This window comes from Nocardioides asiaticus, from assembly GCF_040049175.1.
Taxonomy (GTDB): domain Bacteria; phylum Actinomycetota; class Actinomycetes; order Propionibacteriales; family Nocardioidaceae; genus Nocardioides; species Nocardioides cheoyonin.
In genome coordinates this window covers 394,484-419,593 of record NZ_JBDZDM010000002.1, presented here as the reverse complement: position 1 = coordinate 419,593, position 25,110 = coordinate 394,484, and the positions used below count along the sequence as shown (strand labels likewise).

The window sequence follows — 25,110 nt, the reverse complement described above, 5'->3', positions numbered from 1 at the left end:
TTCCCCCTGTTCGACGGGTGCGGTTCATCGGGTCTGCAGTCGGTGCGGCGGGCCCCATTCTCCGCGACGAGGGCAAGGCTGACGAATCGGGCTGCGCTCGCGGCTCACCGCTCGCCCGCCGCCGCCCGGGTGGCACGCTCCGCGACGGCGTACTCGTCGGTACGCGCGTCGTACGCCCAGAAGCCGCGCAGCCAGGCGGCGGTCGCGGCGACGCCGACGACGCAGGCGAGGCCGCCCGAGGTGATCGCCCCGCGCACCGACCACAGGTCCGCGGTGACACCCGCGCGGACCTGGCCACCGAGGGGACCGAGCGAGTACGACAGCATCTCGATCCCGGCCAGCCGGCCGCGCATCCCCTCCGGGATCGTCTGGTTCCAGACCGTCGAGCGGAAGATCCCCGAGATCATGTCGGCCGCGCCCGCGCCGGCCATCGCGGCACCGACCAGCCAGATCGACGGCATGACGCCGGCGACCGCGATGCAGAGGCCGTACGCCGCCGCGGCGAGCACGATCGCGCGGCCGTGGTGGTGCACGTGGCCGGTCCAGCCGGACAGTGCGGTCGCGACCAGCGAGCCGACCGTCTCGGCGGAGTAGAGCAGCCCGAGCAGCTCCGGCCGGTGGAACACGTCCTCGACCAGCGCGGGGAAGAGCACGACCGGGATCGCGAGCAGCATCGCAGCGATGTCGACGAGGTAGGTGCCGAGCAGGTCGCGCCGGCGGAACGCGTAGCGCAGCCCCTCGGCGATCCCCGCGAGGCTCGGCGGAGTGGTGTCCTCCCGGTGCGGGTAGGAGCGCATCAGCGCGTAGAGCAACGTCGCCGTCGCCAGGCCGGTGCAGTCGACGACGAAGCACCAGGCGATGCCGACGTACGCCACCAGCAGGCCGCCGACCGCGGGGCCGGCGAGCAGGCCGAGGTCCATGCCCAGGCTGCTCAGCGCGTTGGCGGCGGGCAGCTCCGCGTGGGCGACCGTGCGCGGCAGCAGCGCCTCGCGCGACGGCCGCTGCAGACTCTGCGCCGACGCCAGCAGGACCGCGACGGCGAAGATCACCCAGATCTGCGGGTCGCCCAACGCGTTCGCCGCCAGGACCGCCGTGAGCGCCAGCTGCGCCACGCCGGTCCACACCAGGAGCCGCCGCCGGTCGACGTGGTCGGCCAGCGCGCCGCCGTACAGCCCGAAGACCAGCAGCGGCACCAGCTCGGCCAATCCGATCGCGCCGACGGCGAAGGAGGAGTGGGTGAGGCGGTAGAGCTGGTACGGAATCGCGACGTAGCTGACCATCCCCCCGAACCAGAAGACGGTGCCGGCGACGACAAGAAGCCGGAAGTCGCGCGACGTCCGCAGCGGGGTGACGTCGAGCCGCAGCTTCCTCAGGCGGTCGGTCCAGGTCATGGCCGGGAGATCGTCCCACCCGGACCGGGCGACCGCCTCCCCGTTATCGGGTCCGCTGCCGGTCCCGCCGCAGCCGGCCGGGCAGCAGCGGCGCCGCGTCCGGGTCCTCGACCGCCGGCCGCACATGGGTGCCGGTCGTCGGCGACGGGAGCCCCGGCTCGCCCTCGAGCCAGGCCTCCAGGTCGGGCTCGCGGAGACGGGCGCCGGAGAGCGCGGGGACGAGGAGGGCGGCCACGAGGCCGGCGCCAGCGACGGCCGCCATCGCGGCGAGACCGACGGCGATCCCGTGTCGCATCGACGCGGCGGCGGTCGCGAGCGCGAGGACGACCGGCGCGACGGCGTACGTCGCCACGGAGCGGAGCAGCTGCACCAGGGCGAAGGCGCGCGCCAGCTCGGTCGAGGCCAGCCCGAACCCGGTGATGAAGAGACCCGGCGAGACCGTCGCGCCGGCACCGAAGCCGAGGAGGAGCAGCGCGGGGACGAGTACGCCGGCGGCCGACCCGAGCAGGAGCAGCAGCGGCGCCGCGGCGAGCGCGAGCAGCCCCGTGTCGATGAGCACCGGCACCCACCGGGTCGGGAAGAGCCGCCAGAAGACGAGCGCGGCGACCGCCGCGCCGACCGGCGTCGGCCAGCACGCGCCCGCGACGTCGAGGGCCGAGCGGCCCTCCACCTCGGCGAGCCGGGTCTGGACGAGCTCGACGACCGCCACGAAGACCGCACCGCCGATCATCGCGACGAGCATCCCGGTCACCGGGAGCTGGGTCGCGAGGGCGCCGACCGGGATCAGCGACTCCTCCTTGCGGGACTCCACGAGCAGCAGGGCGACCAGGCAGACGAGGCCGCCGACCAGCGGCAGCAGCACCTCCCAGGAGCCGAGCGACCGGCCCTCGACGAGGGAGGCGCCGGCGAAGGTCGCCACGGTCGAGACCACCACCAGCGCCAGGGCGGGCGTGTCGATCGGGAACTCCGGATCGCTCGGCTCCCATTCGTCGTACCCGACGTGGGCGACCAGCCACCCGACCGCGGCGAGCACCGCCGCGGCCGCCATCAGCCAGCGCCAGCCGCCGCCGGTTGCCGCGAGACCGCCCACGAGCGGGCCGAGCGTGCTCGCCCCGAAGATCCCCACGTTGACGATCGCCGCGCTCAGCGGCACCCGCCGGGCGCCGAACCTCGTCACCAGCGGCGGCAGCGAGGTGATCAGCATCGCGCCGGCGGCCAGTCCCTGCGCGACGTGGCCGACCAGGAACGCCGCGAGGTCCGGGGCCGCCGCGGTCAGCACCGAGGCGGCGAGGAACACCGCCTCGGCCGTCAGAAAGATCCGGCGCTGCACGATCCGCTCGCCCAGCTGGGCCGCCAGCACGGCACCGACGGCGTACGCCGCGCTGCTCAGGCCGATGCCGAGCGAGATGCCGGTGCTCCCGGCGCCCAGCGAGGTGGCGATCGGCGTCTCGAGCGGGACGAAGGCGGTCGAGAGCACGACGTTCGGGCCCAGCCCGAGGAGGGCGATCGCCACGGCGAAGGGGTAGCGCCCTCGCGCTGCTGCGCTCACGCGTCACCTCCCGTCGCCAGGCTCGGTCCCGCCGGGCCCGGTAACCGGGGGCGCGGCCGGCGATGCGGCTCAGCAGGCTCAGCCGGGGACCGGCCGGTAGCGCGCGAGCACCCCCGCCCCCACCGCCTCCGCGGAGACCAGCTCGAGGTCGGCCGGCCGCGCGAAGAGTCGGCGCCCGGTGCCGAGTGCGGTGGGGAAGATGATGAGTCGGTACTCGTCCACGTCGCCAGACTCGGCAAGCGCGTGGACGAGGCTCGTGCTCCCGATGACCACGACGTCCCGCTCCGTCGCGAGCCGAGCGACGCCGTCGACGCCGTCTGCGACCACCGTCGAGTTCGCCCACTTCCCGAGGTCGCACTCGGACGAGGTGACCACCGCCTTGCGGGCGGCGTTCATCGCGCCCGCGAACGGGTCGGAGCGGGTCGGCCACAGCGTGGCGAAGTGCTCCCACGTGCGCCGGCCGAAGACCAGCTCGGCGCTCTGCAGCAGAGGGCCGAGCCGGAACTTGTCCCCGGCGATCGCCTCCGGACCGAACCGGAACGCCCAGCCCCCGTGCTCGGTCCCGCCGCGGCCGTCGGGGTCCTCGACGACCCCGTCGAGGGTGACGTACTGGATGACGACGATCTCGCCCATGGTCTCTCCTTCGCTCGCCCGGCCCGGTGCCGGTCTCGTGTGTACGTACCGGTGGGAGGAGCCGGACTCATCGGCGACAGGTGGAGATCGTCTGCGCTCTCTCAGGGGTCGCGGGCGGCATCTCCGCAGGCAGGTCGAAGAGCGCGAAGACGTCAGGATCCTGGTAGACGGTCGTGCGTACGACCAGGTCGCCCGCGGTGGTGAACAGCTGGACGGTGTGCAGCCGCCCGCCGGCGTACGCCGCGACGCCGGCCTCGCCGTTGGCCCAGAGCGGACGGTGCTGCCAGCTCGTGCCCCTGGTCCGGTAGACCCGCCGCATGAAGCCGGCGTACGGCTGCCGACCGGCGTACCAGTTCCACATCGGCGGCATCTCCAGGACGACCTCGTCGGCGAGGAGCGCCGTGAGGGCGGCGACGTCGGCGCGCTCGAAGGCGGCCATGTAGCGGTCGACGACGCGGCGCTGGACGTCGGCGGGCTCGGCGGCGGTGTCGGGATCGACACCCGCGTGGGCGAGGGTCGCGCGGGCGCGCTGGAGGGCGCTGTTGACCGCCGCGGTCGTCAGGCCGAGGGCGTCGGCGACCTCGGCGGCGGGCAGGTCGAGTGCCTCGCGCAGCAGCAGGGCGGCGCGCTGCCTCGCCGGGAGGAGCTGGAGCGCGGCCACCAGCGCGAGCCGGAGCCGGCTGCGCTCGACCGCGCTGGCCTCCGGACCGGTCGGGAAGGGCTGCAGCCAGGGCACCTCGAGAGCGGGCGCGAACGCGGCGTCGGGATCCTCGAACCGCTCGCCCACGCCGGACGGCAGCGGGCGCGACGCCCGGCTCGCGAGGGCGTTGAGACAGGCATTGGTCGCGATCCGGTGCAGCCAGGTCCGCAGCGTTGCCCGGCTCGCGTCGTACGAGTCGGCCGCCCGCCACGCCCGCAGCAGGGTCTCCTGGACCAGGTCCTCGGCGTCGTGGACCGAGCCGAGCATTCGGTAGCAGTGCACCGTGAGCTCACGGCGGTGGGACTCGATCGCCACCCCGAACTCCTGCGACGCCATGGTCGAAGTCTGCACCGTCGGCACGGTCGCAAGTCCCGACTCGACGGGGCAGAACCCCCGACTCGACGGGTCACGACCCCCGACTCAACCGGTGGGGGTGACGTCGAGGACCTCGTGGCGGATCGGGGGCTGGTCGCGGGCGGCGCGGCAGGTGAGCCGGACCGGGTCGCCGCGGGTGCTGCGCACCCTCACGGCGTACGCCGCGCGGCCGGCCTCGGGGTGGACGGTGTCGAAGGTGGCGGTGGTGACGGGTCCCTCGACGGTGCGCGCGGTGAGGCGTACGCCGCCGAGCCGGGTGAGGCCGAGCTCGCGGCGCAGCCCGATCTCGGCGGCCTGGACGGGCATGGGGTAGCCGGTGCGGCCGCGCAGGTGGTCCAGCTCGAGCTCGCCGGCGAGCCGGGCACGGGCGACCTCGACCGCGGCCTCGGGGGTCAGCCGTCCGTAGTAGAGGCCGTCAGGCGCGAGCAGCATGTTGCCGGCGAACCGGTCGCCGCCGAGGTGGGAGACCTCCCAGGTGTGGCGCGGGTAGGCCTCGGCCAGCGCGCCCGCGACCGGCCGGCCGCGCTCGGCGCAGCAGGCGTCGTGACGGCCGTGCGTGCAGACGCAGAAGAGCGGCTGGTCGTGGCGGTCGAGGCCGACCGAGTGGCCGGCGCGGAGGGAGTGCAGGTCGAGGTCGAGTACGTCGGCGGGGTGGTCGAGCACGCCCGCCTCGACCCACGGGTTGCGCGGCCGGGCGGAGACCGCGAAGACCCGGTGGCCGTCGACGGCGCTGCGGTCGGGGCGGCGTACGAGGAGGACGCGGACCTTCGCCTCCGCGGCGGCGCGCGACAGCGCGGAGCCGAGCCCCTCGGGGAGCCGGGAGTCGCGCAGCGCCTCGATGCCCCACGCACCGGTGTGCTCGAGCAGCAGGAAGGTGTTGACGGTCGACGCGCTGCCGGCGAGGAGCTCGGAGCGGTCCTCGCTGGCGGTCGAGCAACGGAAGCCGGAGCGGCTCAGCGGGCCACCTCGAGCAGCCCTTCGCGCACCAGCCGCCGGCACAGGACGACCCGGCTCTCCGGGTCGAGGGGCAGGTCGGCGGGGCGCAGCTCGCTGCGGGCACGGACCTCTGCGAAGGCCTGCCGGAGGTAACCGGGGGTGTCCAGCGCCCGGTCTCCGAGAAGCACCTCGAGCCGCTCGCCGTGGTCGACGACCACGCACGGGTGGCCGGGCCGGCGGCGCAGCAGGGTCTCGTCGCCGAGCTCGCGCTCGGCCAGCTGGTCGAGCAGGCCGCCGGGCAGTCGCGGTTGCCGGCTGGTGAGGAACCGGCGTACCTCCGCCGTGGCCGCCGCCCCGGTGTCGGTGGCCGTGAGCCGGTCGGCGAGCTCGCGGAGGCGCGCGGCGAGCCCGTCGCCGAGCACCGCGGGGTCGTCGAGGTAACCCGCCGGGAGGTGCTCCTCGGCCGGCAGGAGGCCCTCGACCGTACGGCGTACGAGCCCGCGCCAGGTCAGCTGGTTGATGCCGATGGTGACGTGCAGGGAGACGGTCTCCTGCGCCCGGGCGGCGTGCGGGGTGCCGGTCGGCAGGTAGAGGCTGAGGCCCGGCTCCATCGTGATCGCCTCGACCGTGTCGCCGCTGTGGACCTCCCACTGCTTGGCGCCGGCGGTCTGGAAGACGAAGACGTCGTGGCTGTCGGAGTGGACCGCGAACCCCTGGCTGCCGGGCGGGGTGAGGTAGGCGTTGGCCTGGCAGGGATGGCCGAGCTCGAGCTCGAGCTCGGCGACCAGCCGGGTCAGCGGCGGGTGGTAGCGGTGCAGCCCCTGGAACACCACCGTCGCCCCCTCGCGGAACGCCGCGAGGGCCTTGCGGCCGTCGACCAGCCCGGTCAGCGTCTTGCCCGCGAGGGTGGCATGGCGGGTGTAGGTCGACTCACCGAGCACCGCGCCGTCCTTGGCGAGCCGGATCGACGGCGTACGGATCGCCGTCGAGGTCAGCAGCGCGTCCGCGTCCTCGAGCGACAGCATCCCGACCAGCCGCTGCGGGTCGGTGCGGTGCAGGTGGACGCGGGACGCCCAGATCTTCTCGCGGAAGACCTGGGCGTCACCGCTCAGCAGGTCGAGGGCACCGGGGTCGGCGCTCAGAGCGCGCTCCCGTCGGTCCCGTCACCGTCGGTCCCGTCGCCGTCGGTGCCGTCGCCGTCGGTGCCGTCGCCATCGGTGCCGTCACCATCGGTGCCGTCGCCATCGGTGCCGTCGCCATCGGTGCCGTCGCCATCGGTCCCGTCACCGTCGGTCCCGTCACCGTCGGTCCCGTCACCGTCGGTGCCGTCGCCGTCGGTGCCGTCGCCGTCGGTCCCGTCGCCATCGGTGCCGTCACCGTCGACCGTGTCGGTCGCGTCGCCGTCGACGCCGTCGGAGTCGCTGGGGGCGGCGTACCCGCCACCCGTGGAGGTCGTGCTCATGTCGTCGTCGGACAGGGGCTGGTCGGGCAGCTCGTCGGTCATCGGATCCTCCACGTCGAAGTTGTCGGTCGGGGCGCAGGTACCCACCAGGTCCGTCGTACACCGCGGCTCCGGCGCGCCACAAGGGCGCGCCCACGGACGGTGCCGACGGCGACGGGCGGTTCAGACCAGGACACGCTCGAGGAGGCCGCGCATCTTGCCGCGGAGCATCAGCCGGGCCCAGTCCGCCTTGGGGGCCTCGTTGTAGAGGATCACGTCGCCGAGGCGGTGTACGCCGCGGCGGTGCTTGACCCGGGCGACCTCGTCGCGGATGCGGTGCAGCTGGTCGACGGTGAGCTGTGGAGGCGGCTCGTGCGGCTGGAAGGTCGCGCCGAGCGGGTAGTCGCGGCCGGGGGTCGTCGTCATCTCGACGTGGCAGCCGAGGACCCAGCTCACGTCGCGGATGTCGCAGATGGCGACGAGCCGGTCGAGCGTCGCGGCGAACGCCTCCCGGTCGACGACATAGAGCCGCCCCGGGTAGACCGTGTCGCCGGTCAGCAGCAGCCCGGAGTGCGGGTCGTAGACGCTGATCGAGGTCTCGTGGTGGCCCGGTGAGCCGATGACCTCGACCTCACGGCCGCCGAGGTCGAAGCGCACCGGCCGCTCCGGCCAGTCCACGAACCCGAAGAACTCCACGACCGCCTCGAGGTCCGTCCCGACGACCGTCGTGGCCGGGCGGTCGGCGAGCTGCGCGTCACCGGCCACGTGGTCACCGTGGGCATGGGTGTGGGCGACCACGAGCTCGTACGCCGTCGGGTCGACCTCGGGGTGGTGCGCCAGCCAGGTGTCGACGAGCCCGTCGACGGTCGTGCGCAGCGGGAAGACCGCCGGGTCGGCGGTGGCGCCGGTGTCGAGCAGCAGCGCGCGGCGGTGGCCGAGGAGGAGGACGAGGTACGGCGCCTCGTAGTGGGTCCGCTTGCTCTGGCGCAGCACCGCCGTGCTGTCGTCGTACCAGTGCACCTGCACGGGCGGCTCACCCTTCCGCCCGTGGCACCAGGTCACGTCCCATCCGCCCACGCGGCCACATTGTGTCCCTATGGGCCGCGGCGCGCCACAACCCACGATTCGACGGGTCGGAACCCGCGACTCAACCGGTCTCGATCAGGCCGCGGCGGCGGGCGATGGCGGCGGCCTCGGTGCGGCCGGCGGCGCCGAGCTTCCCGAGGATGTTGGAGACGTGGACCGAGACCGTCTTGGTGCTGATGAAGAGCTGGCGGGCGATCTCGCCGTTGGAGCGGCCGGCGGCGACGAGCGCGAGGATCTCGGTCTCGCGCGGGGTGAGGACGGTCGACTCGATCGAGCCGCGCACGGGGGCTGAGCCCAGGGCGCGCAGCTCGTCGAGGAGCGGACGGGCGCCGAGACTGCGGGCGGTCTCGCGGGCGAGGTCGGCCGCCTCGCGGGCGCCGGCGAGGTCACCGGTCGCCCGCAGGATCGAGGCGAGCGCCGTCCGGACGCGGGCGAGCTCGTAGACGTGGCCGAACTCGACGAAGCGCTGCTCGCACTCCCGCCAGCTCTCGACCAGCGCCTCCTGCTCGGGCGCGTCGCCGCCGCCGAGCCAGCGCGCCCGGTGGACCTCGGCGTCGAGCCGCTTCGCCCAGGCGTGGCCCTCGGGGCCCCACTGGCCGGAGGGGTCGGCGTACTGCGACAGGACTGAGTGGCCGTCGTCGGCGAGCCGGTCGACCTGCTCGAGCAGTCCGGGCCGGTCGGCCGCGGCGACCGTGGGCAGCAGGTCGGCGACGCCCCCGACCGCCTGCGCGGCGAGCCGCACCCGCGCGCTGAACCACGGGTGCCAGATCGCGGCGAGGGTGCGGACGGCGTCGTCGTAGGCGGCGAGTACGCCGGCCACGTCGCCCCGGCGGACCGCCTCCACGATCTCGAGGCTGGCAGCGTTGATGACGATTCCGCCCTCCTCGCGCCAGTGCCGGCGCAGGGCGGCGACCTCGTTGGCGACGGCCTCACCGCGGGCCTGCCTGACGCCGAGCACGACGGCGTCGAGGACCGCCTGCATGACCGCCGGCGCCCGGCGGGCCGAGCAGAGTGCGACCGCCTCGTCCCAGTGGCCGAGGGTCACGTGGAGCCAGAGCAGCTGCCAGCGCGCGTCGGCGCCGTAGGGCGCCCACGGGATGCCGGCGTCCTCCGCCCGGGTGACCGCGCCGGCGAACCAGCGCCTCGCCTCGGCGTACTCCCCCCGGTCCTCGTGGAAGCGGCCCAGGAAGAACCTGCCGCGCAGCTCGGCGTGGATCGCGCCGGCCTCCTCCGCGCGGGCCACCGCCTCGGTGAGCGCGTCGCGGAGGCCCTCGGCCTTCTCGGGATCCTCCACACGGGAGAGGGTCATGACCGCCTCGGAGGCGATCTGCTGGAGGTTGTGGCGCTCGGCGATCGCGAGCGCGTCGAGCGCCACCGCCTGGGCCTCCTCCGGTCGGTCGTAGGCCTCCAGGATCCGTCCGTGGGTGGCCAGCATGCGGGCGCGGACGACGACGGGCGCGTCCTCGGGCAGCAGCGCGACCGCCTGGCCGGAGAGCTCCAGGGACTCCTGGCCGGACTCGGTGACGAAGAGGGCCTCGGCGCGGGCCGACATCACCCGGGCGCGGTCGGTGACGTCTGCGCCGGACTGCAGCGCGTGGTCGAGCTGCTCGGCGGCGAGCGCGGCCGCCCGCTCGGGCTGGCCGGACAGGGTCAGCGCCTCGGCCGCCTTGACCACGAGGCCGGGGACGTCGACGTCGACCGCCGCCAGGGTCGTGGGGTCGTTGGCCAGGGTCAGCGCCACCTGGTAGTGCTGGGCGGCCTCGTCCGGGCCGCCGACGGCGCTCGCCTCGTCGCCGGCCTGGACGCTCGCCGTCAGCGCGAGCGGCAGGTTGAGCGCGCGGCGGGCGTGGCGGGCGAGCTCGGCGGCGGTGCCGAGGCCGGGGACCTCCTGCATCACCGCGGCGTAGCGGGCGTTGAGCCGCACCCGCTCCCCCGGCAGCAGGTCGTCGTAGACGGCCTCGGCGAGCAGGGCGTGGCGGAAGACGTAGCGCCCCTGGTCGGGGACGAGGATGTTGAGCTCGACGGCGTGGCGCAGCGCCTCCTCGAGCTCGGTGTCGTCGAGGCCGGTGACCGCCGCGAGGAGCTGGTGGGTGACCCGGCGGCCCGACACGCTGGCCGTGCGCACCACCTCGCGGCTGCGGTCGTCGAGGCGGTCGAGCCTGACGAGGAGCACGTCGGTGAGCTCCTCGGGGAGCCGCCGGTCGGGCCCGCTGGCCGCCGCGGCGAGCTCCTCCACGAAGAAGGCGTTGCCCTCGGCGCGGCGGACGATCTCCTCGCGCTCGGCCAGCGACATGCCGGCGGAGACCTCGTCGACGAGGTCGCGCACGGAGTCGTCGTCGAGGGGGCCGAGCGCGAGCCGCTCGACACCGGGGAGCCGGCCCCACTCGGCGACCTGTTTGCGCAGCGGGTGGCGACGGTGGAGGTCGTCGGCACGGTAGGACACCACGACCGCCACCGGGCAGTCGAACGGCCTGCTGAGGAGGAAGGTGAGCAGGTCGCGGGTCGACTGGTCGGCCCAGTGGGCGTCCTCGATGACGAGCAGGAACGGCGCCTTCTCGGCCGCCTCCTCGAAGAGTGCGTGGACCGCCTCGAAGAGGGCGGTCCGATCCGCCAGCTCGCCGACCGTCGGCCCGTCGGCGCCGAGGAGCCGCCGGACCGGGCGCAGCCGGCCGACCGTGGGATAGGCCGTCGCCGCCCCGGCGACGACGTCGGGCAGGTCGACGACGAGCCGGTCGAGGACCTCCGAGAACGGCATGTAGGCGATGGCGCTGTCGTCGAAGTCGAGGCAGTGCCCGACGTAGGCCTGCCACCCGTCGCGCTCGGCCCTGTCGCAGAGCTCGGCGAGCAACCGGGTCTTGCCGACCCCGGCATCGCCGGAGAGGACGATGTGGCGGCGGGGACCGTCGGGCGAGCCGACGCCGAGCAGCGTGACCAGGCTCGCGAGCTCCGCGTCGCGTCCGATGAGGGTCCGGCTGCTCTGTGCCACGCCCTCCATCATGGCGGGCACCACCGACAACGCCGTCACCGTTTCGTCACGTTTTCGCCCGAGCCGGCGGGCCGGTGCGCCGCTCAGTGGACCAGCGCGTGGCCGAGCCTGCTGTGGCGCAGGGCCTTCAGCCTGCGGCGCCGGACGCGTACGGCGACGCCGCGGCGCAGCTGCTCGCGGCGGTACTCGAGCTCGGCCTCGTACTGGGGCTGGATCAGTTCGTACATCGGGGGCTCCTCAGGTGGCGGGATCGTGGTTCCCACACTCGTCGCCTGAGGTAGCGCGGGACATCGGGAGAGTGCCTTATCCGCCCCGGACCGGACCCTCAGATCGCACGGGCAGATCGCACCGGCAGATCGCACGGGCAGATCGCACGGGCGTCACTCCACCAGCCCGCGCCGCCGCCCGATCGCGGCGGCCTCGGTCCGCCCGGCGGCCCCCAGCTTGGCGAGGATGTTGGACACGTGGACCGAGACCGTCTTCGTGCTGATGAAGAGCTGCCGGCCGATCTCGCCGTTGGTCCTGCCTTGCGCGACGAGGGCGAGGATCTCCCGCTCCCGGCCGGTGAGCTCGTCGGCGCCACGGCGTACGGGTGCGGAGCCGAGCGCCCGCAGCTCCTCGAGCAGCGGCCGCGCACCGAGCGCCCGCGCGGTCTCGCGGGCGAGCTCGACCGCCTCGCGGGCGCCGGCCTGGTCGCCGGTGGCCCGGAGCACGCCGGCCAGCCCGGTGCGGACGCAGGCGAGCTCGTAGACGTGGCCGAACGCCTCGAAGGCGTCCTCGGCCTCGCACCACGCCGCGACCAGCTCCTCGGGCGACGGAGCGCCGATCCCCGCCACCCAGCCGGCGCGCAGGGTCTCCGCCTCCAGGCGGGCCGACCAGGCCCGGCCCTCGGGCCCCCAGGCGTAGCGCCCCGACGCGTCGGCCGCCCGGCCCTCGGCGTACAGCCTCTCGACCTGCTCGATGACGCCGGCGCGGTCGGTCGCCGCCACGGTCGGCAGGATGGCCGAGATCTGGCCGACGGCCACCGCGGCGAGCCGCGCGGCGGCCTCGAGCGGCATGCCGTAGGCGCGCTCGAGGACTTCCACCGCGTCGGCGTACGTCGCCATGATCGCGGCCACCCCGTCCAGTCCGCCGCGCCGCCCGGCGGCGACCATCTCCACCGGGGCGGCGTCGAGGACGGTGGCGACCTCCTGCGGCCAGTACGGCCGGAGCCGCGAGACCGCGGCCGCGACGTCGCCACCGCGGGCCTGCACGATGGCGAGCCGCTGGGAGGTGAGCCAGGCACCGAGCACGGGCGGCGGGTCGTGGACGTCGGCGAGCGCCAGCGCGGCGTCCCACCGGCCCTGGGCGAAGTGGAGCCACATCAGATGGATCCGTGCGTCGAAGGCGTACGGCGCCCACGGCAGCCCGAGCGTCAGGGCGAGCTCGTGGGCGACGGTGAACACCTCGACGGCCTCGTCGAGCTGACCCAGATGCATCAGGGTCAGCCCGAGCATCATCCGGCCGCGCAGCTCGGCGTGCACCGCGCCGGCGTCGTGGGCGCGCGCGATCGCCGCGCGCAGGGCCGGGAGGAACGACTCGACGGAGTCTCCGTGCGGGCGGGCCAGCGTGATGGCGATGCCGGCGGCGAGGCCGTGGAGGCCGACCCGCTCGGCGAGGGCCAGCGCCTCCTCGCCGAAGCGGGCGGCCTCGTCGAAGCGGTACTCCAGCGTGAGGACCCGCGCGTGCGTGGCCAGCACCCGCGCCCGCACGGAGTCGGGGGCGTCGTCGGGCAGCGCCTCGACCGCCTCGGTGGTGAGGGGGAGCACGTCATCGCCGGTGACGTAGGCGAACTTCGCCTGCACCTCGCTGTCGAGCAGCTGCGCACGCCAAAGCCCGGGGGCATCGGCCGGCAGCCGCTCGCGGTGCTCGCGGGCCAGGCCCTCCGCCCGGGCGGCCTGTCCGGAGGCGATCAGCGCGTAGGCGGTCTTCTGGACCAGATCGACGAGGGCCGAGTCGACGTCGCCGCCGCGTTCGGCGAGGAGGCCGAGCGCCTGCTGGTAGTGGAGCGCCGCCTCGTCCGGGCCGCCGACCGAGGCTGCCTCGTCGCCGGCCCGGAGACTGGCGTCGAGCGCCGTGTCGCGGTCGCCGGCGAGGAGGGCGTGCCGGGCCAGCTCGGCCGCCGTCCCGCGCGCGGCACCGCTGCGGATCGCGTCGACGTAGCGCTGGTGCAGCCGCACCCGCTCGCCGGGCAGCAGGTCGTCGTACACCGCCTCGGCGAGGAGCGCGTGGCGGAAGGAGTACGCCGGCCCGTCGGGCACGAGGACGCTGGTCTCGACCGCCTCGCGCACGGCGCCGTCGAGGGCCTCGGCGGTGAGCCCGGAGACGGTCTCGAGCGTGCCGTGGCGGACCTTGCGGCCCGCCACCGCGGCGGTGCGCACCACCTGACGGGCGACGTCGTCGAGCCGGTCCAGCCTGAGGAGGAGCAGGTCGGCGAGGTCCTCGGGGACCCAGCGGCCGGGACCGGCGGCGGCCGACACGAGCTCCTCGACGAAGAACGCGTTGCCGTCGGCGCGCTCGACGATGTCGCGGACCTGGGCGTCGCCCAGCCCGCCCTCGACGAGCTCCCGCACGAGCATGTCGGTGTCGTCGGCGTCGAGCGGCTCGAGCGCCACCCGCTCGACGCCCGGAAGCCGCGCCCACTCGGCGGCCTGGCGGCGCAGCGGGTGGCGGCGGTGCAGGTCGTCGGAGCGGTACGACGCCACGATCGCCACCGGGCCCGTGAACGGCCGGGTGAACAGGAAGGTCAGCAGGTCGCGCGTCGAGCGGTCGGCCCAGTGGACGTCCTCGATCACCAGGAGCGTCGGCGCCTTGTCGGCGAGCGCGTCGAGGAGCGTGTGGACCGCCGAGAAGAGGGTGGTCCGGTCGAGGCTCTCGCCGTCGTCGTCCCGGGCAGCGCCCACCACGCGCCGGACAGGCTCGAGCCGGGTGAGGACGGGATAGTGCGCCGCCACCTGCTCGACCACGTCGGGCAGGTCGACGACGAGCCGGTCGATGACCTCGGAGACCGGGAGGTAGGACACGGCGCTCTCGCCGAAGTCGAGGCAGTGGCCGACGTACGCCTGCCATCCGGCGTCACGTGCCCGCGTGGTCAGCTCGGTGAGGATCCGGGTCTTGCCGACGCCGGCATCGCCGGCGAGCACGACGTGGTGCCGCGCGCCGTCGAGCGCTCCGGACGCGGGCGCGACGCCGAGCTGGGAGATCAGGTTCTCCAGCTCGGCGTCGCGACCGACGAGGATCCGGCTGCTCTGCGCCACGGCATCCATGATGGCGTGCGTGCTGGGGATCGCGCCTGTCGAAACCTCGGGTTCCGTGGTTTCGGCGGGCTCGACGACCGGCCCGACCGCCGGTCGGGCGGTCACAGGTCGGTGACGGAGTCCGTCCGGTTCTTGCGGCGTTGCTTGACCCGCTGGCGCTGCCGGCGCGCGACGGCGCCCTGGCGCAGCTGCTCGCGGCGGTAGCTCAGCTCGGCCTCGTGCTGGGGTGACATGCCGTACATCTCGTGCTCCTCGGGTGGCGGGATCGTGAGGTCCACGCTCGTCCCCTGAGGTAGACGGGCACATGAGGCAACTGCCTTATATCGGTGCGCCGGCTCTCCAGACCTGCCTCAGGAGGGGTACGCCGGGGCGGTAGGCGAGATGGAGGTGCGAGGGCGCCTCAAGGACGGCGAGGTCGGCGCGTGAGCCGACGGTCAGGCGCCCGACGTCCTCGCGTGCGAGCGCCGCCGCGCCGGTCTCGGTGGCCGCCCGGAGCGCCTCGGTGGGGGTCATCCCCATCTCGCGTACGGCGAGGGCGATGCACAGCGGGATCGAGGAGGTGAAGCACGAGCCGGGGTTGCAGTCGGAGGCGAGCGCGACCCGCACGCCCGCGTCGAGCAGCCGGCGGGCGTCGGGGTAGGGCTGGCGGGTGGAGAACTCCACGCCCGGCAGCAGCGTGGCGATCGTGCCGGAGTCCGCGAGCGCGTCCACGTCGGCGTCGGCGAGGAAGGTGCAGTGGTCGACCGCGGCGAGTCCGAGCTCGCACGCCAGCCGTACGCCGCCGCCGTAGGTGAGCTGGTTGGCGTGCAGCCGGCCGCGGAGGCCGTGGTCGGCGCCCGCGGCCAGGATCGTCCGCGCCTGGTCGACGTCGAAGGCGCCCTGCTCGCAGAAGACGTCGATCCAGCGGGCGTAGGGCGCCGCGGCCTCGAGCATCGGGCCGGTCACGAGGGCGACGTAGCCGGCCGGGTCGTCGGCGTACTCCTCGGGGACGACGTGGGCGCCGAGGAAGGTGGCCTCCTCGGTGAGCTGGGCCGCGACCGCGAGGCTGCGGGCCTCGTCGCGCACGCTCAGGCCGTAGCCGCTCTTGATCTCGACGGTGGTGGTCCCCTGCCGCAGCATCTCCTGCACGAGCGTCGCGGCGTGGCCGAGAAGCTGCTCGTCGGTGGCGGCCCTGGTGGCGGCGACGGTCGTGCGGATGCCGCCGGCGGCGTACCTCTCCCCGCTCATCCGGGCGGCGAACTCCTCGGCCCGGTCGCCGGCGAAGACGAGGTGGCTGTGGCTGTCGACGAAGCCGGGGATGACCGCGCGGCCGCCGGCGTCGACGGCGGCGTCGGCCGGAGGGGCGTCGGCGGCGGCGCCGACCCAGGCGACCCGGCCGCCCTCGACGACGAGCGCGGCGTCGCGCAGCACCGGTTGCTCCTCGTCCCAGGTGGTCAGCTCGCCGATGCCGGTCAGCACGGTCGTCGTCACGGCAGCACCTTCCGGATCGCCTCGTCGAGGTCGCGGCCGACCTCCGCCCCGTCGCCGGCGGTGTGGACGATGCGGCCCTCGACCATGGTCTGTGCGACGTCGGCGGCGGTAGCGGCGAAGACGGCCGTCTGCTCGTCGGCGCCGGTGCCGGCGGTGCGCAACGTGGTGGTGTCGAGGGTGACCAGGTCGGCGCGGCGGCCGACCTCGATGGCGCCGGCGTCGCCGAAGCCGAGGCTGTCGTGGCGGGTCGCCGCCACGAGGAGCTCGGCGGCGCCCCAGTGGCCGCGCCGCTCGGTGGCCAGCCGCTCGTCGAGCTCGACGGCGCGCATCTCCTCGTACGGGTCGACCACCGCGTGACTGTCGCTGCCCAGCGTCAGTCGGCCGCCCGCCTCGTGGAGGCGCCGGGACGGGCCGATCCCGTCTCCCAGGTCGCGCTCCGTGGTCGGACAGAGGCAGATGAACGTGCCGGTCCCGCCCAGCAGGTCGACGTCGTCGTCGGTGAGGTGGGTGGCGTGCACCGCCGTCGTCGTCGGGCCGAGGGCGCCGTGGTCGTGGAGGAGTCGGGTGGGGGTGAGGCCGTACGCCGCGAGGCAGTCCGCGTTCTCCTGGCGCTGCTCGCTGAGGTGGACGTGGAGCGGCGCGCCCGCAGGTCGGGCCCGTCGCGACCAGGCCACGACGGTGTCGAGCTGCTCGGCCGGGACCGCGCGGACGGAGTGGATCGCGGCGCCGACCACGGTGCCGTCGTCGCTGTCCTCGGCTGCGAGCGCGTCGACCCTCGCCGCCCAGGCCTCCGCGTCACCATCGGAGAAGCGCTCCTGGACGCCCTCCGGCGCCCGCCCGAACCCGGCCGAGAGGTAGCAGGCGTCGAGCAGCGCGATCCGGATCCCGGCCCGTCGGGCGGCCTCGACCAGCGCGAGGCCCATGGCGTTGGGCTCCGCGTACGGCGTCCCGCCCGGCCCGTGGTGCAGGTAGTGGAACTCCCCCACCGTCGTGATCCCCGCCGCCGCCATCTCGCGGTAGGCCGCCGTCGCCAGCGTCAGGTAGGAGTCCGGGTCCAGGCGCTCGGCCATGGCGTACATCTGCTCCCGCCAGGTCCAGAAGCTCCCCCTCTCGCGCTGGGTCCGTCCCCGCAGCGCGCGGTGGAACGCGTGGCTGTGGCAGTTCGCGAGGCCGGGGATGGTGAGGCCGGCGAGGCGCTGGGAGGAGTCCCCGGTGGACCGGGGACTCCGGAACTCCCCAGCCGAAATGGAGCCCCGGGAGTTCCGGAGCTGCCAGTCCGCTGTGACAGAAGTGAAGCGGCCGTCCTTGATCTCGACGAGTACGCCGTCGCGGATCCCCTCGGGCAGCAGCGCCCGCTCCAGCAGATAGCTGCCGCGACCGGTCACGAGACCAGCCCCGCGAGCGCGTCGGCCAGCGCGGTGACGCCGGCGAGGCAGTCGGGCGTCTCGGCGTGCTCGGCCGGCGAGTGCGAGACGCCGGTCGGGTTGCGCACGAAGAGCATGGCGGAGGGGATCCCGGCGGCCTGCAGTACGCCGGCGTCGTGGCCCGCCCAGGACGGCAGGACCGGCCAGGGGCGACCGCCGAGGAGCCGGTCGTCGAAGGTGACCGCACCGCTCACCGACTCCGCGGTGACGGTCAGCGTCGTGCCGTCCCGGCCGGCCCGGTCGGCGGCCTGCTTCACGATCGTCTCGACCAGCGCGGCCAGCGCCTCCTCCGAGCCCGCCCGCGCGTCGAGCCAGGCGGCGACGTGGGAGGGCACCGCATTGGTGCCGTTCGGCGTCGCCTCGACGCGGCCGAACGTCGCCCGCGCCCCCGTTCCGGAACCGTCGGCGAGTCGGGCCTGCTTGTTGGCGGCGAGCGCCGTCATCGCGAAGGTCAGCATCGGGTCGCGGCGGTCCTCCATCCGGGTCGTCCCCGCGTGGTCGGCGAAGCCGGCTACGTCGAAGCGCCAGCGTCCGTGCGGCCGGATCCCGCTCGCCGTCCCCACCGGCTCGCCGAGGTCGACGAGCGCCCGCCCCTGCTCGACGTGCAGCTCGACGTACGCCGCGACCCCGTCGAGCAGTCCCGGTCCGGAGCCCGCCACCACGTCCCCGAGGCGTACGCCGTCGCGGTCGCGCAGCTCGCGCGCGGTCTCCCACGACGTCTGCCCCGTCGCCAGCCGCGAGCCGAGGCAGGCCAGGCCGAAGCGGGAGCCCTCCTCCTCGGCGAAGACCGCGACCCCGAGCGGCCGCGCGGGCTCGAGCCCGCGCGCCCGGAGCTCGTCGACGGCGGCCAGCGCGGAGACGACACCGAGCGGGCCGTCGTACGCCCCGCCGTCGAGGACGCTGTCGAGGTGCGACCCGGTCAGGACGCCCGGCCCGCTGCCCACGTCCCACCACGCCACCAGGTTGCCGTAGCCGTCCTCCTCCAGGCGCAGGCCGCGAGCCGCGACCTGCTCGGAGAACCACGCCCTCAGCTCCAGCTCGGGACCGGTCCACGGCTGGCGGAAGTAGCCGCCCGAGACGCTCGACCGCCCCACCGGCAGCAGGTCGGCCCACATCTCCTCGAAGGACATGCCCCAACGCTATAGAGATCCGCTAGAGAGATCCGGCCGCGCGCTCGGCCAGGAGCAGCCCGCCGACGAGCACCATGGCGCTTCCTGAGACCCGGGCCAGGACGATCCCGGCGCCCGGCCGGGCACGCAGCAGGCCCCGGGCGGCGGTCGCCACGACGCCGTACACCGCGGCGCAGGCGACCAGGTAGACCAGCCCGAGCACGCAGACCTGGCCCGCCACCGGCCAGGACGACGCCGCGTCGGTGAACTGCGGCAGGACGACCACGAACAGCAGCAGCCCCTCCGGGTTGAGCCCGCTGACCGCCGCCCCGCGGGCGAGCGTGGACCACGCACCGGTGACCTCACCGCCGGCCTCGCCGACGGCCGCGGGCCGCAGCAGCGCGCGCACGCCGAGCCAGACGAGGTAGCCGCCACCGACCAGGGTCAGCACGCCGAGGGCGGTCGGCGACGCGGCGACCACCGCACCGACGCCCGCGGCGGTCACGCCGGTCATCGCGACGTACCCGACGAGCAGGCCGCCCACGGCCGCCACGACCCGTCCGCGCGCGCCGCCTCCGATGGCGTACGCCCAGTCGGCTCCGGGTACGAGGATGAGCAGCAGGGCCACGCCCCAGAACCCGATGACCGTTCCCACATCCATGAGAGGGAAGATAGGCAAGAATCGCCAGGAAATGGTCCCGACTATTTCCATGCGCCATGCCTGCTGTGGAAGGATCTGGATCGTGGACGAGATCGACCGGAAGATCCTTGTCGAGCTGCAGCGCGACGGCCGCCAGACCATCACCGAGCTCGCCGAGAAGGTGCAGCTGACCGTGTCGCCCTGCCACCGCCGACTGCGCGAACTCGAGCGCAGCGGCGTGATCCACGGCTACCGCGCGATCATCGACCCGTCCGCCGTCGGGCTCGAGTTCGAGGCGCTGCTCTTCGTCGTGATGCGGCAGGAGGACCGCGAGACGATCGCCGCGTTCGAGGCGGCCGTCGACGCGATCCCGCAGGTGGTCCTCGCCCAGCGGCTCTTCGGCGACCCCGACTACCTGCTCTGGGTCGTCGCCGAGGACATCGCGGCCTACCAGAAGCTGTACGACGAGGTCCTCTCCGCGCTGCCCGGCGTCCAGCGGCTGACCTCCACGCTGGTCATGAAGCGCGTCGTCGAGCAGCGGCCCCTGCCGGCATAGAGCCTCACGCCGGGGCGGCTCGCCGCAGCACCTCCGCGGTCGCCTCGTCGGCCGGGAAGAACGTCTCGATCGCGATCTCGTCCAAGGTGACGTCGCGCGGCGAGCCGAAGACCGTCGTCGCGTAGCAGAACGCGAGGTCGCCGTACGGCGTCGCCAGCTCGAGCGGGACGACGAGCTCGTCGGTCGGGCCGGCCGGTGGCTCGGGGACGCCGCCCGGCGCCGGGTAGCCCTCGATCTCGGCGAGGAGCGCGGTGAGACCGGCGTCAGCGGTGCGCTCGACCTGCCGGCGTACGCGACGCAGGACGTGGGCCCGCCACCGGGGCAGGTCGCGGACCCGGGAGGCCAGGCCGTCGGGGTGGAGCGTCGCCCGCAGGACGTTGAACGGCGGGCCGGCCAGGCTCGCGGGCACGTCGCCGAGGAAGGTCAGGGCCGCGTCGTTGGCGGCGAGCAGGTCCCAGCGCACGTCGACCGCCACGGCCGGGTTCGGCGCCAGTCCCGCGAGGACGGCGTCGACGGCCGCGCGGACGGCACCGAGGTCGGTCAGGGGCCGCTCCCGGTGGACCGGCGCGTAGCCGGCCGCGAGGTAGAGCGCGTTCCGCTCCCGGAGGGGCACGTCGAGCTCGTCGCAGAGCCGCTCGATCATCGACCGGCTCGGCAGCGAGCGGCCGGTCTCGATGTAGCTCAGGTGCCTCGTCGACACGTCGGCGGCGAGCGAGAGGTCGAGCTGCGAGCGGCGACGCCGCTCCCGCCAGCGGCGTACGAGCGCACCGACGGTCTCAGTGCGGGACGGGGTGCCGGACGGGGCGGGCGCGATCGCGGTCATGGCCCCAGGCTCCCGCCCGCACGAGGCCCCCGGCAATGACCTCGGAGGTTATCGACAGGCCGCGGCCGGCGGGCCCATCGTCGTGGCTCACCCACCGATCATCCACCGAGGAGAGGAAGACACCATGACCACCACCGACCGCTACGTCGCCTTCTGGAACGCGCCGACCCCGGAGGCCATGCGCGCCCTGGGCGCCGAGCTGTTCACCGGCGACCTGATGTACCACGCACCCGTCGGCGTCCTCACCGGCGCCGAGGCGCTGGTCGGGTTCGCCACCGAGTTCCGGCAGCACATGGGCGCCGCGGTCTTCACCGCCCGCTCGGAGCCGGAGGAGCACCACGACCGGATCCGGCTCCGTTGGGAGATCGTGCTCCCCGACGGCACCTCGTTCGCGGAGGGCACCGACGTGATCAGCGTCGAGGAGGACGGCCGCGTCCGCGACGTCGTGAGCTTCCTCGACCGCGCGCCGGCGGGCTTCGACCCGGACGCCGTCCACGACCACGACGCCGCCTGACCGTCGGCGGCGTACGGCATGCTGCGCGCATGGAGTTCCACGACGTCGTACGCCGCCGCCGGATGGTCCGCAACTACACCGCCGACCCGGTCGACCCAGCGGTGGTCGACCGAGCGCTGCACAACGCGGTGCGCGCGCCGAGCGCGGGCTTCAGCCAGGGCTGGGCGTTCCTCGTGCTCGACACCCCCGACGACGTCCGCCGGTTCTGGGAGGCGAGCGGCTACGTCGAGGAGCCGGATGCGTGGCTGGCGGGGATGATGCGCGCGCCTGTCGTGATCATCCCGTGCAGCAGCAAGGCGGCCTACCTGTCCCGTTATGCCGAGCAGGACAAGGGCTGGACCGACCGCGACGAGTCGCGCTGGCCGATGCCGTTCTGGCACATGGACGCGGCGATGGCGAGCCTGCTGATCCTGCAGACCGCCGTCGACGAGGGGCTCGGCGCCTGCTTCTTCGGGGTCGTGCCCGAGCGCGACCGCCACGTCCGCGACGCGTTCGACATCCCGGACGACTACGACCCGGTCGGCGTCATCACCCTCGGCCACCCGGCCGAGGGTGGGGCCAAGGGCTCTCCCAGCCGGCGGCGCCGCAAGCCGATGGAGGAGGTCGTCCACCGGGGCCGGTGGAGCCGCTAGCGTGCGCTCATGACCGACCCGGTGGGCGCGCTGCAGGCGCTGGTGCGCATCCCGACCGTGAGCAGCCGCGACCCGGAGCAGGTCGACCACGACGCCTTCGAGCGCCTCCTCGAGGAGCTGCGCGCCCAGTTCCCGCTGCTCCACGAGCGGCTCGAGCCCACCCGCGTCGCCGACCACGCGCTGCTCCTCCGCTGGCCCGGCCGCAGCGCCGAGCGGCCGGTCGTCCTGATGGCCCACCTCGACGTCGTACCCCCCGACGGCGACTGGACCCGCGACCCCTACGGCGGCGAGCTCGCCGACGGCGCCGTCCACGGCCGCGGCACCCTCGACGACAAGGGCTGCGTCGTGGCGATCTGCGCCGCCGTCGAGTCGCTCCTCGCGCGCGGCTTCACGCCGGCGTACGACGTCTGGCTGTCGTTCGGCTGCGACGAGGAGGTCTCCGGCGGCTCGGCGCAGGCGGCGGTCGACGAGCTCCGGCGGCGCGGGGTCGCGCCGTGGTTCGTCCTCGACGAGGGCGGCGCCGTGGCCCTGGACGCCTTCCCGGGCGTGAGCACGCCGGTGGCGGTGGTCGGAGTGGCGGAGAAGGGCACGACCAGCCTCGAGCTGCGGGTCACCGGCGACGGCGGGCACTCCTCGACGCCGCGGCGCAACGGGCCGACGGTGCGGCTGGCGCGAGCGGTCCGCCGCGTGGACCGTACGCCGATGCCGGTCAGCCTGCCCGAGCCGACCATCGAGCTGTTCCGGCGGATGGCGCCGCACGCGCCGGCACCGCTGCGCCCGCTTCTCTCGAACGCCGGCCGGGTCGCGCCGGCCCTGGCCCGGGTGCTGACCCGGCTCGGGCCCGAGCCCGCCGCCCTCGTACGCACCACCGTCGCCGTCACGACCCTCCGCGGCAGCCCCGCCCTCAACGTCATCGCGTCGACCGCCGTGGCCGGCGTCAACGTCCGGGTCATGGTCGGCGAGACCGTCGCCCAGGTCCTCGACCGGCTCCGTGCCGCCATCGCCGACGACGCCGTCGAGATCCGGACGGTGGAGGCGGGCGAGCCGTCGCCGGTCAGCCCGCGCGACGACGCGTTCGCCCTTCTCGAGCAGACGGTCGAGGCGACATTCCCGGAGGCCGTCCCCGCGCCGTACGTCGTCCTCGCCGCCACCGACGCCCGCTTCTTCCACGCGATCTGCGACAGGGTCTACCGGTTCGCGCCGTTCCGGATGACCGCCGCCCAGCGGCGCTCCATCCACGCCGCCGACGAGCACCTCGCCGTCGCCGACCTGCACGACGGCGTCGCCTTCTACCGTCGCCTCGTCGAGGCGCTGTGAGCCTCGACCAGCGGGCGCCCGCCGTCACCCGGGGCCTCTGGACCGTCGTCGGCCACCGTCGCGTACTTCTCCTGGGTTAGGCTGGGGCAGGCAGGGGGTGATCGGGATGCCTGAGAGCGAGGACTGGCCGGAGGGCCGTCCGATGCCGGCGAACCGCCACCGCCGAGACGTCGACGGCCGCACCGGCAGCCCCGCCGCCGCGGCCCGCGCCCGGGACCAGGTGAAGTGGGTCGACCTGCAGATCCGGCAGGCGATCGAGCGCGGCGAGTTCGACGACCTGCCCGGCCAGGGGAAGCCGATCCAGGGGCTCGACAAGGACTACGACCCCGACTGGTGGCTGAAGAAGCTGATCGAGCGCGAGCAGATCACCGGGGTGCTCCCGCCCAGTCTGCAGCTCCGCAAGGACGACGCCGAGCTCGACGACCTGCTCGACCGGCAGCGCTCCGAGGACGAGGCGCGGGCGCTGGTGGAGGAGTTCAACGAGCGGGTGATCGCCGCGCGCTACGGCTTGCCGCAGGGGCCTCCGCTGATCACGATGCCGCGCGACGTCGAGGAGACGCTCGCCCGCTGGCGGGAGCGCCGCGCCGCGCGCGCCGCCGAGGCGGAGGCCGCGCTACGCCGCCGGGAGGCCGCCGAGAAGCCGCGCAGGAAGCGGTGGTGGCGCCGCGGCTGACGCTGGCTGACGCTGCCCGCTCGGCGAGTGTGGCGAAGACGACAGTCTGACGACGTCATCGCTTGGGGTACCGCTCGTCCCATCTGGGAATCGAGCAGCACCGAAGCGAGCAGCCCATGTCCCTTTCGACCCCTGTCCTTCTCCACCCCACCACTCCCCGCCCGGCGATCGTCGCCGGCGCGCTCCTGGCCGTCGGCGGCTTCCTCCTGCTGGCCGCCGCCGTGGCCTCGGGCGCCACGCCGGGGATCTGGCCGTCCACGCTGATCGTGGCCGCCGGCGTACCCCTCCGACACTCGCTGGAGGACGACGTCGAGGCCGGCGAGCACGTCGTACGCCGCCACCCGACGCTCCTCGCGCTGGCGGTCGTCATGGCGACGACCGGCGCCCTGCTCGGGGTCCTGCTGAGCGACTGACCGGGCCACGCGTGGACCGATGCGGACGCCCTACCGACGGGTAACCGGTCCTCGCTAGGCTCCGGGGCATGAGCATCGACAGCCCGAAGGACTTCTTCGCACCCTTGGCCGTGGGTGCGCCGGCGCCCGTGCGGGAGATCCCGTTCCGGCCGAGCCGCGCGATCCACTTCTTCGACCCCAGCAACGAGAAGATGGCGGCGAAGATCCCGGCCATGGTCGGCACCGTGGACGTGCTCCTCGGCAACCTGGAGGACGCCGTCAAGGCCGACAACAAGGTGGCCGCCCGCGAGGGGCTGGTCAAGATCGGCCAGGCCACCGACTTCGGGCCGACACAGCTGTGGACGCGGATCAACTCTCTCGACAGCCCCTGGGTGCTCGATGACCTGACGACGCTGGTCCCCGCGATCGGCGACAAGCTCGACGTGGTCATGGTCCCGAAGGTGGAGGGGCCTGCGGACATCCACTACGTCGACCGGCTGCTCGCCCAGCTGGAGGCGAAGGCCGGCCTCGACCGCCCGATCCTGGTCCACGCGATCCTCGAGACCGCCCGCGGGGTCGCGAACGTCGAGGCGATCTGCGGCGCCTCGCCGCGCATGCAGGGCCTCTCCCTCGGGCCGGCCGACCTCGCCGCGGACCGGCGGATGAAGACCACACGGGTCGGCGGCGGCCACCCCGGCTACCTCGTCCGCGAGGACCCCAAGGACGGTGACATCACCGGCGAGCGGCGGATCTTCCAGCAGGACCTGTGGCACTACACGATCGCGCGGATGGTCGACGCCTGCGCGACCCACGGGATCTACCCCTACTACGGCCCGTTCGGGGACATCACCGACACCGTGGCAACCGAGGACCAGTTCCGCAACGCCTTCCTGCTCGGCTGCGTGGGCGCCTGGTCGCTCCACCCCAAGCAGATCGAGATCGCCAACCGGGTCTTCAGCCCGTCGGTCGAGGACATCAAGCACGCCCGTCGCGTCGTCGCAGCCATGGGCGACGGCACCGGGGCCGTGATGCTCGACGGGAAGATGGAGGACGACGCCAGCCTCAAGCAGTGCCTCGTCCTGGTCGAGCTGGCCGACCAGCTCGCCGCGATCGACCCGAAGCTCAAGGAGCTCTACGACGCCATCGAGCTGGAGGACTGACATGACC

Annotated in this window: 24 protein-coding genes; 7 read left to right on the top strand and 17 right to left on the bottom strand. The window is 74.4% G+C overall.

Annotated features, from left to right (window positions below; all coding sequences use genetic code 11):
• Positions 1 to 104: 104 nt before the first annotated feature.
• From ABLE53_RS07750 to ABLE53_RS07675, 16 genes are all read right to left on the bottom strand, one after another.
• Positions 105 to 1,391: an MFS transporter gene (locus ABLE53_RS07750; protein ID WP_348858202.1), complete on the bottom strand. Its 1,287-nt coding sequence runs from the start codon at positions 1,389 to 1,391 to the stop codon at positions 105 to 107.
• A gap of 43 nt (positions 1,392 to 1,434) precedes the next feature.
• Positions 1,435 to 2,940 carry an MFS transporter gene (locus ABLE53_RS07745; RefSeq protein ID WP_348858201.1) on the bottom strand — a complete coding sequence of 502 codons (1,506 nt, stop codon included), beginning with the start codon at positions 2,938 to 2,940 and terminating at the stop codon, positions 1,435 to 1,437.
• A gap of 78 nt (positions 2,941 to 3,018) precedes the next feature.
• On the bottom strand, positions 3,019 to 3,573 hold the full coding sequence (locus ABLE53_RS07740) for a dihydrofolate reductase family protein (protein ID WP_348858200.1): 555 nt from the start codon (positions 3,571 to 3,573) through the stop codon (positions 3,019 to 3,021).
• Positions 3,574 to 3,640: 67 nt separating this feature from the next.
• Entirely contained in the window at positions 3,641 to 4,609 is a 969-nt protein-coding gene (locus ABLE53_RS07735) for an RNA polymerase subunit sigma-70 (protein WP_348858199.1), read from the bottom strand.
• An 84-nt stretch (positions 4,610 to 4,693) separates the two neighbouring features.
• On the bottom strand, positions 4,694 to 5,647 hold the full coding sequence (locus ABLE53_RS07730; protein WP_348858198.1) for a ferredoxin family protein: 954 nt from the start codon (positions 5,645 to 5,647) through the stop codon (positions 4,694 to 4,696).
• Positions 5,602 to 6,609, bottom strand: coding sequence for a JmjC domain-containing protein (locus ABLE53_RS07725; RefSeq protein WP_348858197.1), 1,008 nt, complete (start codon positions 6,607 to 6,609; stop codon positions 5,602 to 5,604). The genes ABLE53_RS07730 and ABLE53_RS07725 overlap by 46 nt, the downstream gene beginning before the upstream one ends.
• 113 nt (positions 6,610 to 6,722) lie before the next feature.
• Positions 6,723 to 7,133: a hypothetical protein gene (locus ABLE53_RS07720; protein WP_348858195.1), complete on the bottom strand. Its 411-nt coding sequence runs from the start codon at positions 7,131 to 7,133 to the stop codon at positions 6,723 to 6,725.
• Positions 7,134 to 7,208: 75 nt separating this feature from the next.
• Positions 7,209 to 8,102, bottom strand: a complete 894-nt coding sequence (locus ABLE53_RS07715; protein WP_348858194.1) for an MBL fold metallo-hydrolase — start codon at positions 8,100 to 8,102, stop codon at positions 7,209 to 7,211.
• A gap of 70 nt (positions 8,103 to 8,172) precedes the next feature.
• Entirely contained in the window at positions 8,173 to 11,097 is a 2,925-nt protein-coding gene (locus ABLE53_RS07710) for a helix-turn-helix transcriptional regulator (RefSeq protein WP_348858193.1), read from the bottom strand.
• Positions 11,098 to 11,180: 83 nt separating this feature from the next.
• Complete coding sequence (locus tag ABLE53_RS07705; protein WP_348858192.1) at positions 11,181 to 11,324, bottom strand: hypothetical protein; 144 nt, start codon at positions 11,322 to 11,324, stop codon at positions 11,181 to 11,183.
• A 153-nt stretch (positions 11,325 to 11,477) separates the two neighbouring features.
• Positions 11,478 to 14,393 carry a helix-turn-helix transcriptional regulator gene (locus ABLE53_RS07700; RefSeq protein ID WP_348858191.1) on the bottom strand — a complete coding sequence of 972 codons (2,916 nt, stop codon included), beginning with the start codon at positions 14,391 to 14,393 and terminating at the stop codon, positions 11,478 to 11,480.
• A 101-nt stretch (positions 14,394 to 14,494) separates the two neighbouring features.
• Entirely contained in the window at positions 14,495 to 14,671 is a 177-nt protein-coding gene (locus ABLE53_RS07695) for a hypothetical protein (RefSeq protein WP_348858190.1), read from the bottom strand.
• Positions 14,672 to 14,711: 40 nt separating this feature from the next.
• Complete coding sequence (gene hutI, locus ABLE53_RS07690; RefSeq protein ID WP_348858188.1) at positions 14,712 to 15,863, bottom strand: imidazolonepropionase; 1,152 nt, start codon at positions 15,861 to 15,863, stop codon at positions 14,712 to 14,714.
• On the bottom strand, positions 15,860 to 17,248 hold the full coding sequence (locus ABLE53_RS07685; RefSeq protein WP_348858187.1) for a formimidoylglutamate deiminase: 1,389 nt from the start codon (positions 17,246 to 17,248) through the stop codon (positions 15,860 to 15,862). Before ABLE53_RS07685 ends, hutI begins: the two co-directional genes overlap by 4 nt.
• Positions 17,245 to 18,417 carry an allantoate amidohydrolase gene (locus tag ABLE53_RS07680; RefSeq protein WP_348858186.1) on the bottom strand — a complete coding sequence of 391 codons (1,173 nt, stop codon included), beginning with the start codon at positions 18,415 to 18,417 and terminating at the stop codon, positions 17,245 to 17,247. Before ABLE53_RS07680 ends, ABLE53_RS07685 begins: the two co-directional genes overlap by 4 nt.
• 22 nt (positions 18,418 to 18,439) lie before the next feature.
• Positions 18,440 to 19,057 (bottom strand): LysE family translocator, encoded by a 618-nt coding sequence (locus ABLE53_RS07675; protein WP_348858185.1) that lies wholly within the window; start codon positions 19,055 to 19,057, stop codon positions 18,440 to 18,442.
• Positions 19,058 to 19,139: 82 nt separating this feature from the next.
• Here ABLE53_RS07675 and ABLE53_RS07670 point away from each other — a divergent pair, with 82 nt between their 5' ends.
• Positions 19,140 to 19,592, top strand: a complete 453-nt coding sequence (locus tag ABLE53_RS07670) for an Lrp/AsnC family transcriptional regulator (RefSeq protein ID WP_348858184.1) — start codon at positions 19,140 to 19,142, stop codon at positions 19,590 to 19,592.
• Between the two features lie 4 nt (positions 19,593 to 19,596).
• Here the strand turns inward: ABLE53_RS07670 and ABLE53_RS07665 are convergent, their stop codons facing one another.
• On the bottom strand, positions 19,597 to 20,415 hold the full coding sequence (locus tag ABLE53_RS07665; RefSeq protein ID WP_348858183.1) for an MmyB family transcriptional regulator: 819 nt from the start codon (positions 20,413 to 20,415) through the stop codon (positions 19,597 to 19,599).
• Positions 20,416 to 20,539: 124 nt separating this feature from the next.
• On the opposite strand from ABLE53_RS07665, the gene ABLE53_RS07660 reads away from it, so the two are divergent.
• The 6 genes from ABLE53_RS07660 (at position 20,540) to ABLE53_RS07635 (ending at position 25,103) form a co-directional block, all read left to right on the top strand.
• Positions 20,540 to 20,929 carry a nuclear transport factor 2 family protein gene (locus ABLE53_RS07660; protein WP_348858182.1) on the top strand — a complete coding sequence of 130 codons (390 nt, stop codon included), beginning with the start codon at positions 20,540 to 20,542 and terminating at the stop codon, positions 20,927 to 20,929.
• A 29-nt stretch (positions 20,930 to 20,958) separates the two neighbouring features.
• On the top strand, positions 20,959 to 21,561 hold the full coding sequence (locus ABLE53_RS07655) for a nitroreductase family protein (RefSeq protein WP_348858180.1): 603 nt from the start codon (positions 20,959 to 20,961) through the stop codon (positions 21,559 to 21,561).
• Between the two features lie 9 nt (positions 21,562 to 21,570).
• On the top strand, positions 21,571 to 22,878 hold the full coding sequence (locus ABLE53_RS07650) for a M20/M25/M40 family metallo-hydrolase (RefSeq protein ID WP_348858178.1): 1,308 nt from the start codon (positions 21,571 to 21,573) through the stop codon (positions 22,876 to 22,878).
• A 106-nt stretch (positions 22,879 to 22,984) separates the two neighbouring features.
• Positions 22,985 to 23,551, top strand: coding sequence for a DnaJ family domain-containing protein (locus tag ABLE53_RS07645; RefSeq protein WP_348858177.1), 567 nt, complete (start codon positions 22,985 to 22,987; stop codon positions 23,549 to 23,551).
• A gap of 116 nt (positions 23,552 to 23,667) precedes the next feature.
• Entirely contained in the window at positions 23,668 to 23,964 is a 297-nt protein-coding gene (locus ABLE53_RS07640; protein WP_348858176.1) for a hypothetical protein, read from the top strand.
• 68 nt (positions 23,965 to 24,032) lie between these two features.
• Positions 24,033 to 25,103, top strand: a complete 1,071-nt coding sequence (locus tag ABLE53_RS07635; RefSeq protein ID WP_348858175.1) for an HpcH/HpaI aldolase/citrate lyase family protein — start codon at positions 24,033 to 24,035, stop codon at positions 25,101 to 25,103.
• Positions 25,104 to 25,110 lie beyond the last annotated feature (7 nt).

Bases quoted from the DNA above. Each gene is read 5' to 3' on its own strand.
- ABLE53_RS07750 (WP_348858202.1), bottom strand. From the start codon at position 1,391: ATGACCTGGACCGACCGCCTGAGGAAGCTGCGGCTCGACGTCACCCCG.
- ABLE53_RS07740 (WP_348858200.1), bottom strand. From the start codon at position 3,573: ATGGGCGAGATCGTCGTCATCCAGTACGTCACCCTCGACGGGGTCGTC.
- ABLE53_RS07735 (WP_348858199.1), bottom strand. From the start codon at position 4,609: ATGGCGTCGCAGGAGTTCGGGGTGGCGATCGAGTCCCACCGCCGTGAG.
- ABLE53_RS07725 (WP_348858197.1), bottom strand. From the start codon at position 6,609: ATGCTGTCGCTCGAGGACGCGGACGCGCTGCTGACCTCGACGGCGATC.
- ABLE53_RS07705 (WP_348858192.1), bottom strand. From the start codon at position 11,324: ATGTACGAACTGATCCAGCCCCAGTACGAGGCCGAGCTCGAGTACCGC.
- ABLE53_RS07680 (WP_348858186.1), bottom strand. From the start codon at position 18,417: ATGTCCTTCGAGGAGATGTGGGCCGACCTGCTGCCGGTGGGGCGGTCG.
- ABLE53_RS07675 (WP_348858185.1), bottom strand. From the start codon at position 19,057: ATGGATGTGGGAACGGTCATCGGGTTCTGGGGCGTGGCCCTGCTGCTC.
- ABLE53_RS07665 (WP_348858183.1), bottom strand. From the start codon at position 20,415: ATGACCGCGATCGCGCCCGCCCCGTCCGGCACCCCGTCCCGCACTGAG.
- ABLE53_RS07660 (WP_348858182.1), top strand. From the start codon at position 20,540: ATGACCACCACCGACCGCTACGTCGCCTTCTGGAACGCGCCGACCCCG.
- ABLE53_RS07655 (WP_348858180.1), top strand. From the start codon at position 20,959: ATGGAGTTCCACGACGTCGTACGCCGCCGCCGGATGGTCCGCAACTAC.
- ABLE53_RS07650 (WP_348858178.1), top strand. From the start codon at position 21,571: ATGACCGACCCGGTGGGCGCGCTGCAGGCGCTGGTGCGCATCCCGACC.
- ABLE53_RS07645 (WP_348858177.1), top strand. From the start codon at position 22,985: ATGCCTGAGAGCGAGGACTGGCCGGAGGGCCGTCCGATGCCGGCGAAC.
- ABLE53_RS07640 (WP_348858176.1), top strand. From the start codon at position 23,668: ATGTCCCTTTCGACCCCTGTCCTTCTCCACCCCACCACTCCCCGCCCG.
- ABLE53_RS07635 (WP_348858175.1), top strand. From the start codon at position 24,033: ATGAGCATCGACAGCCCGAAGGACTTCTTCGCACCCTTGGCCGTGGGT.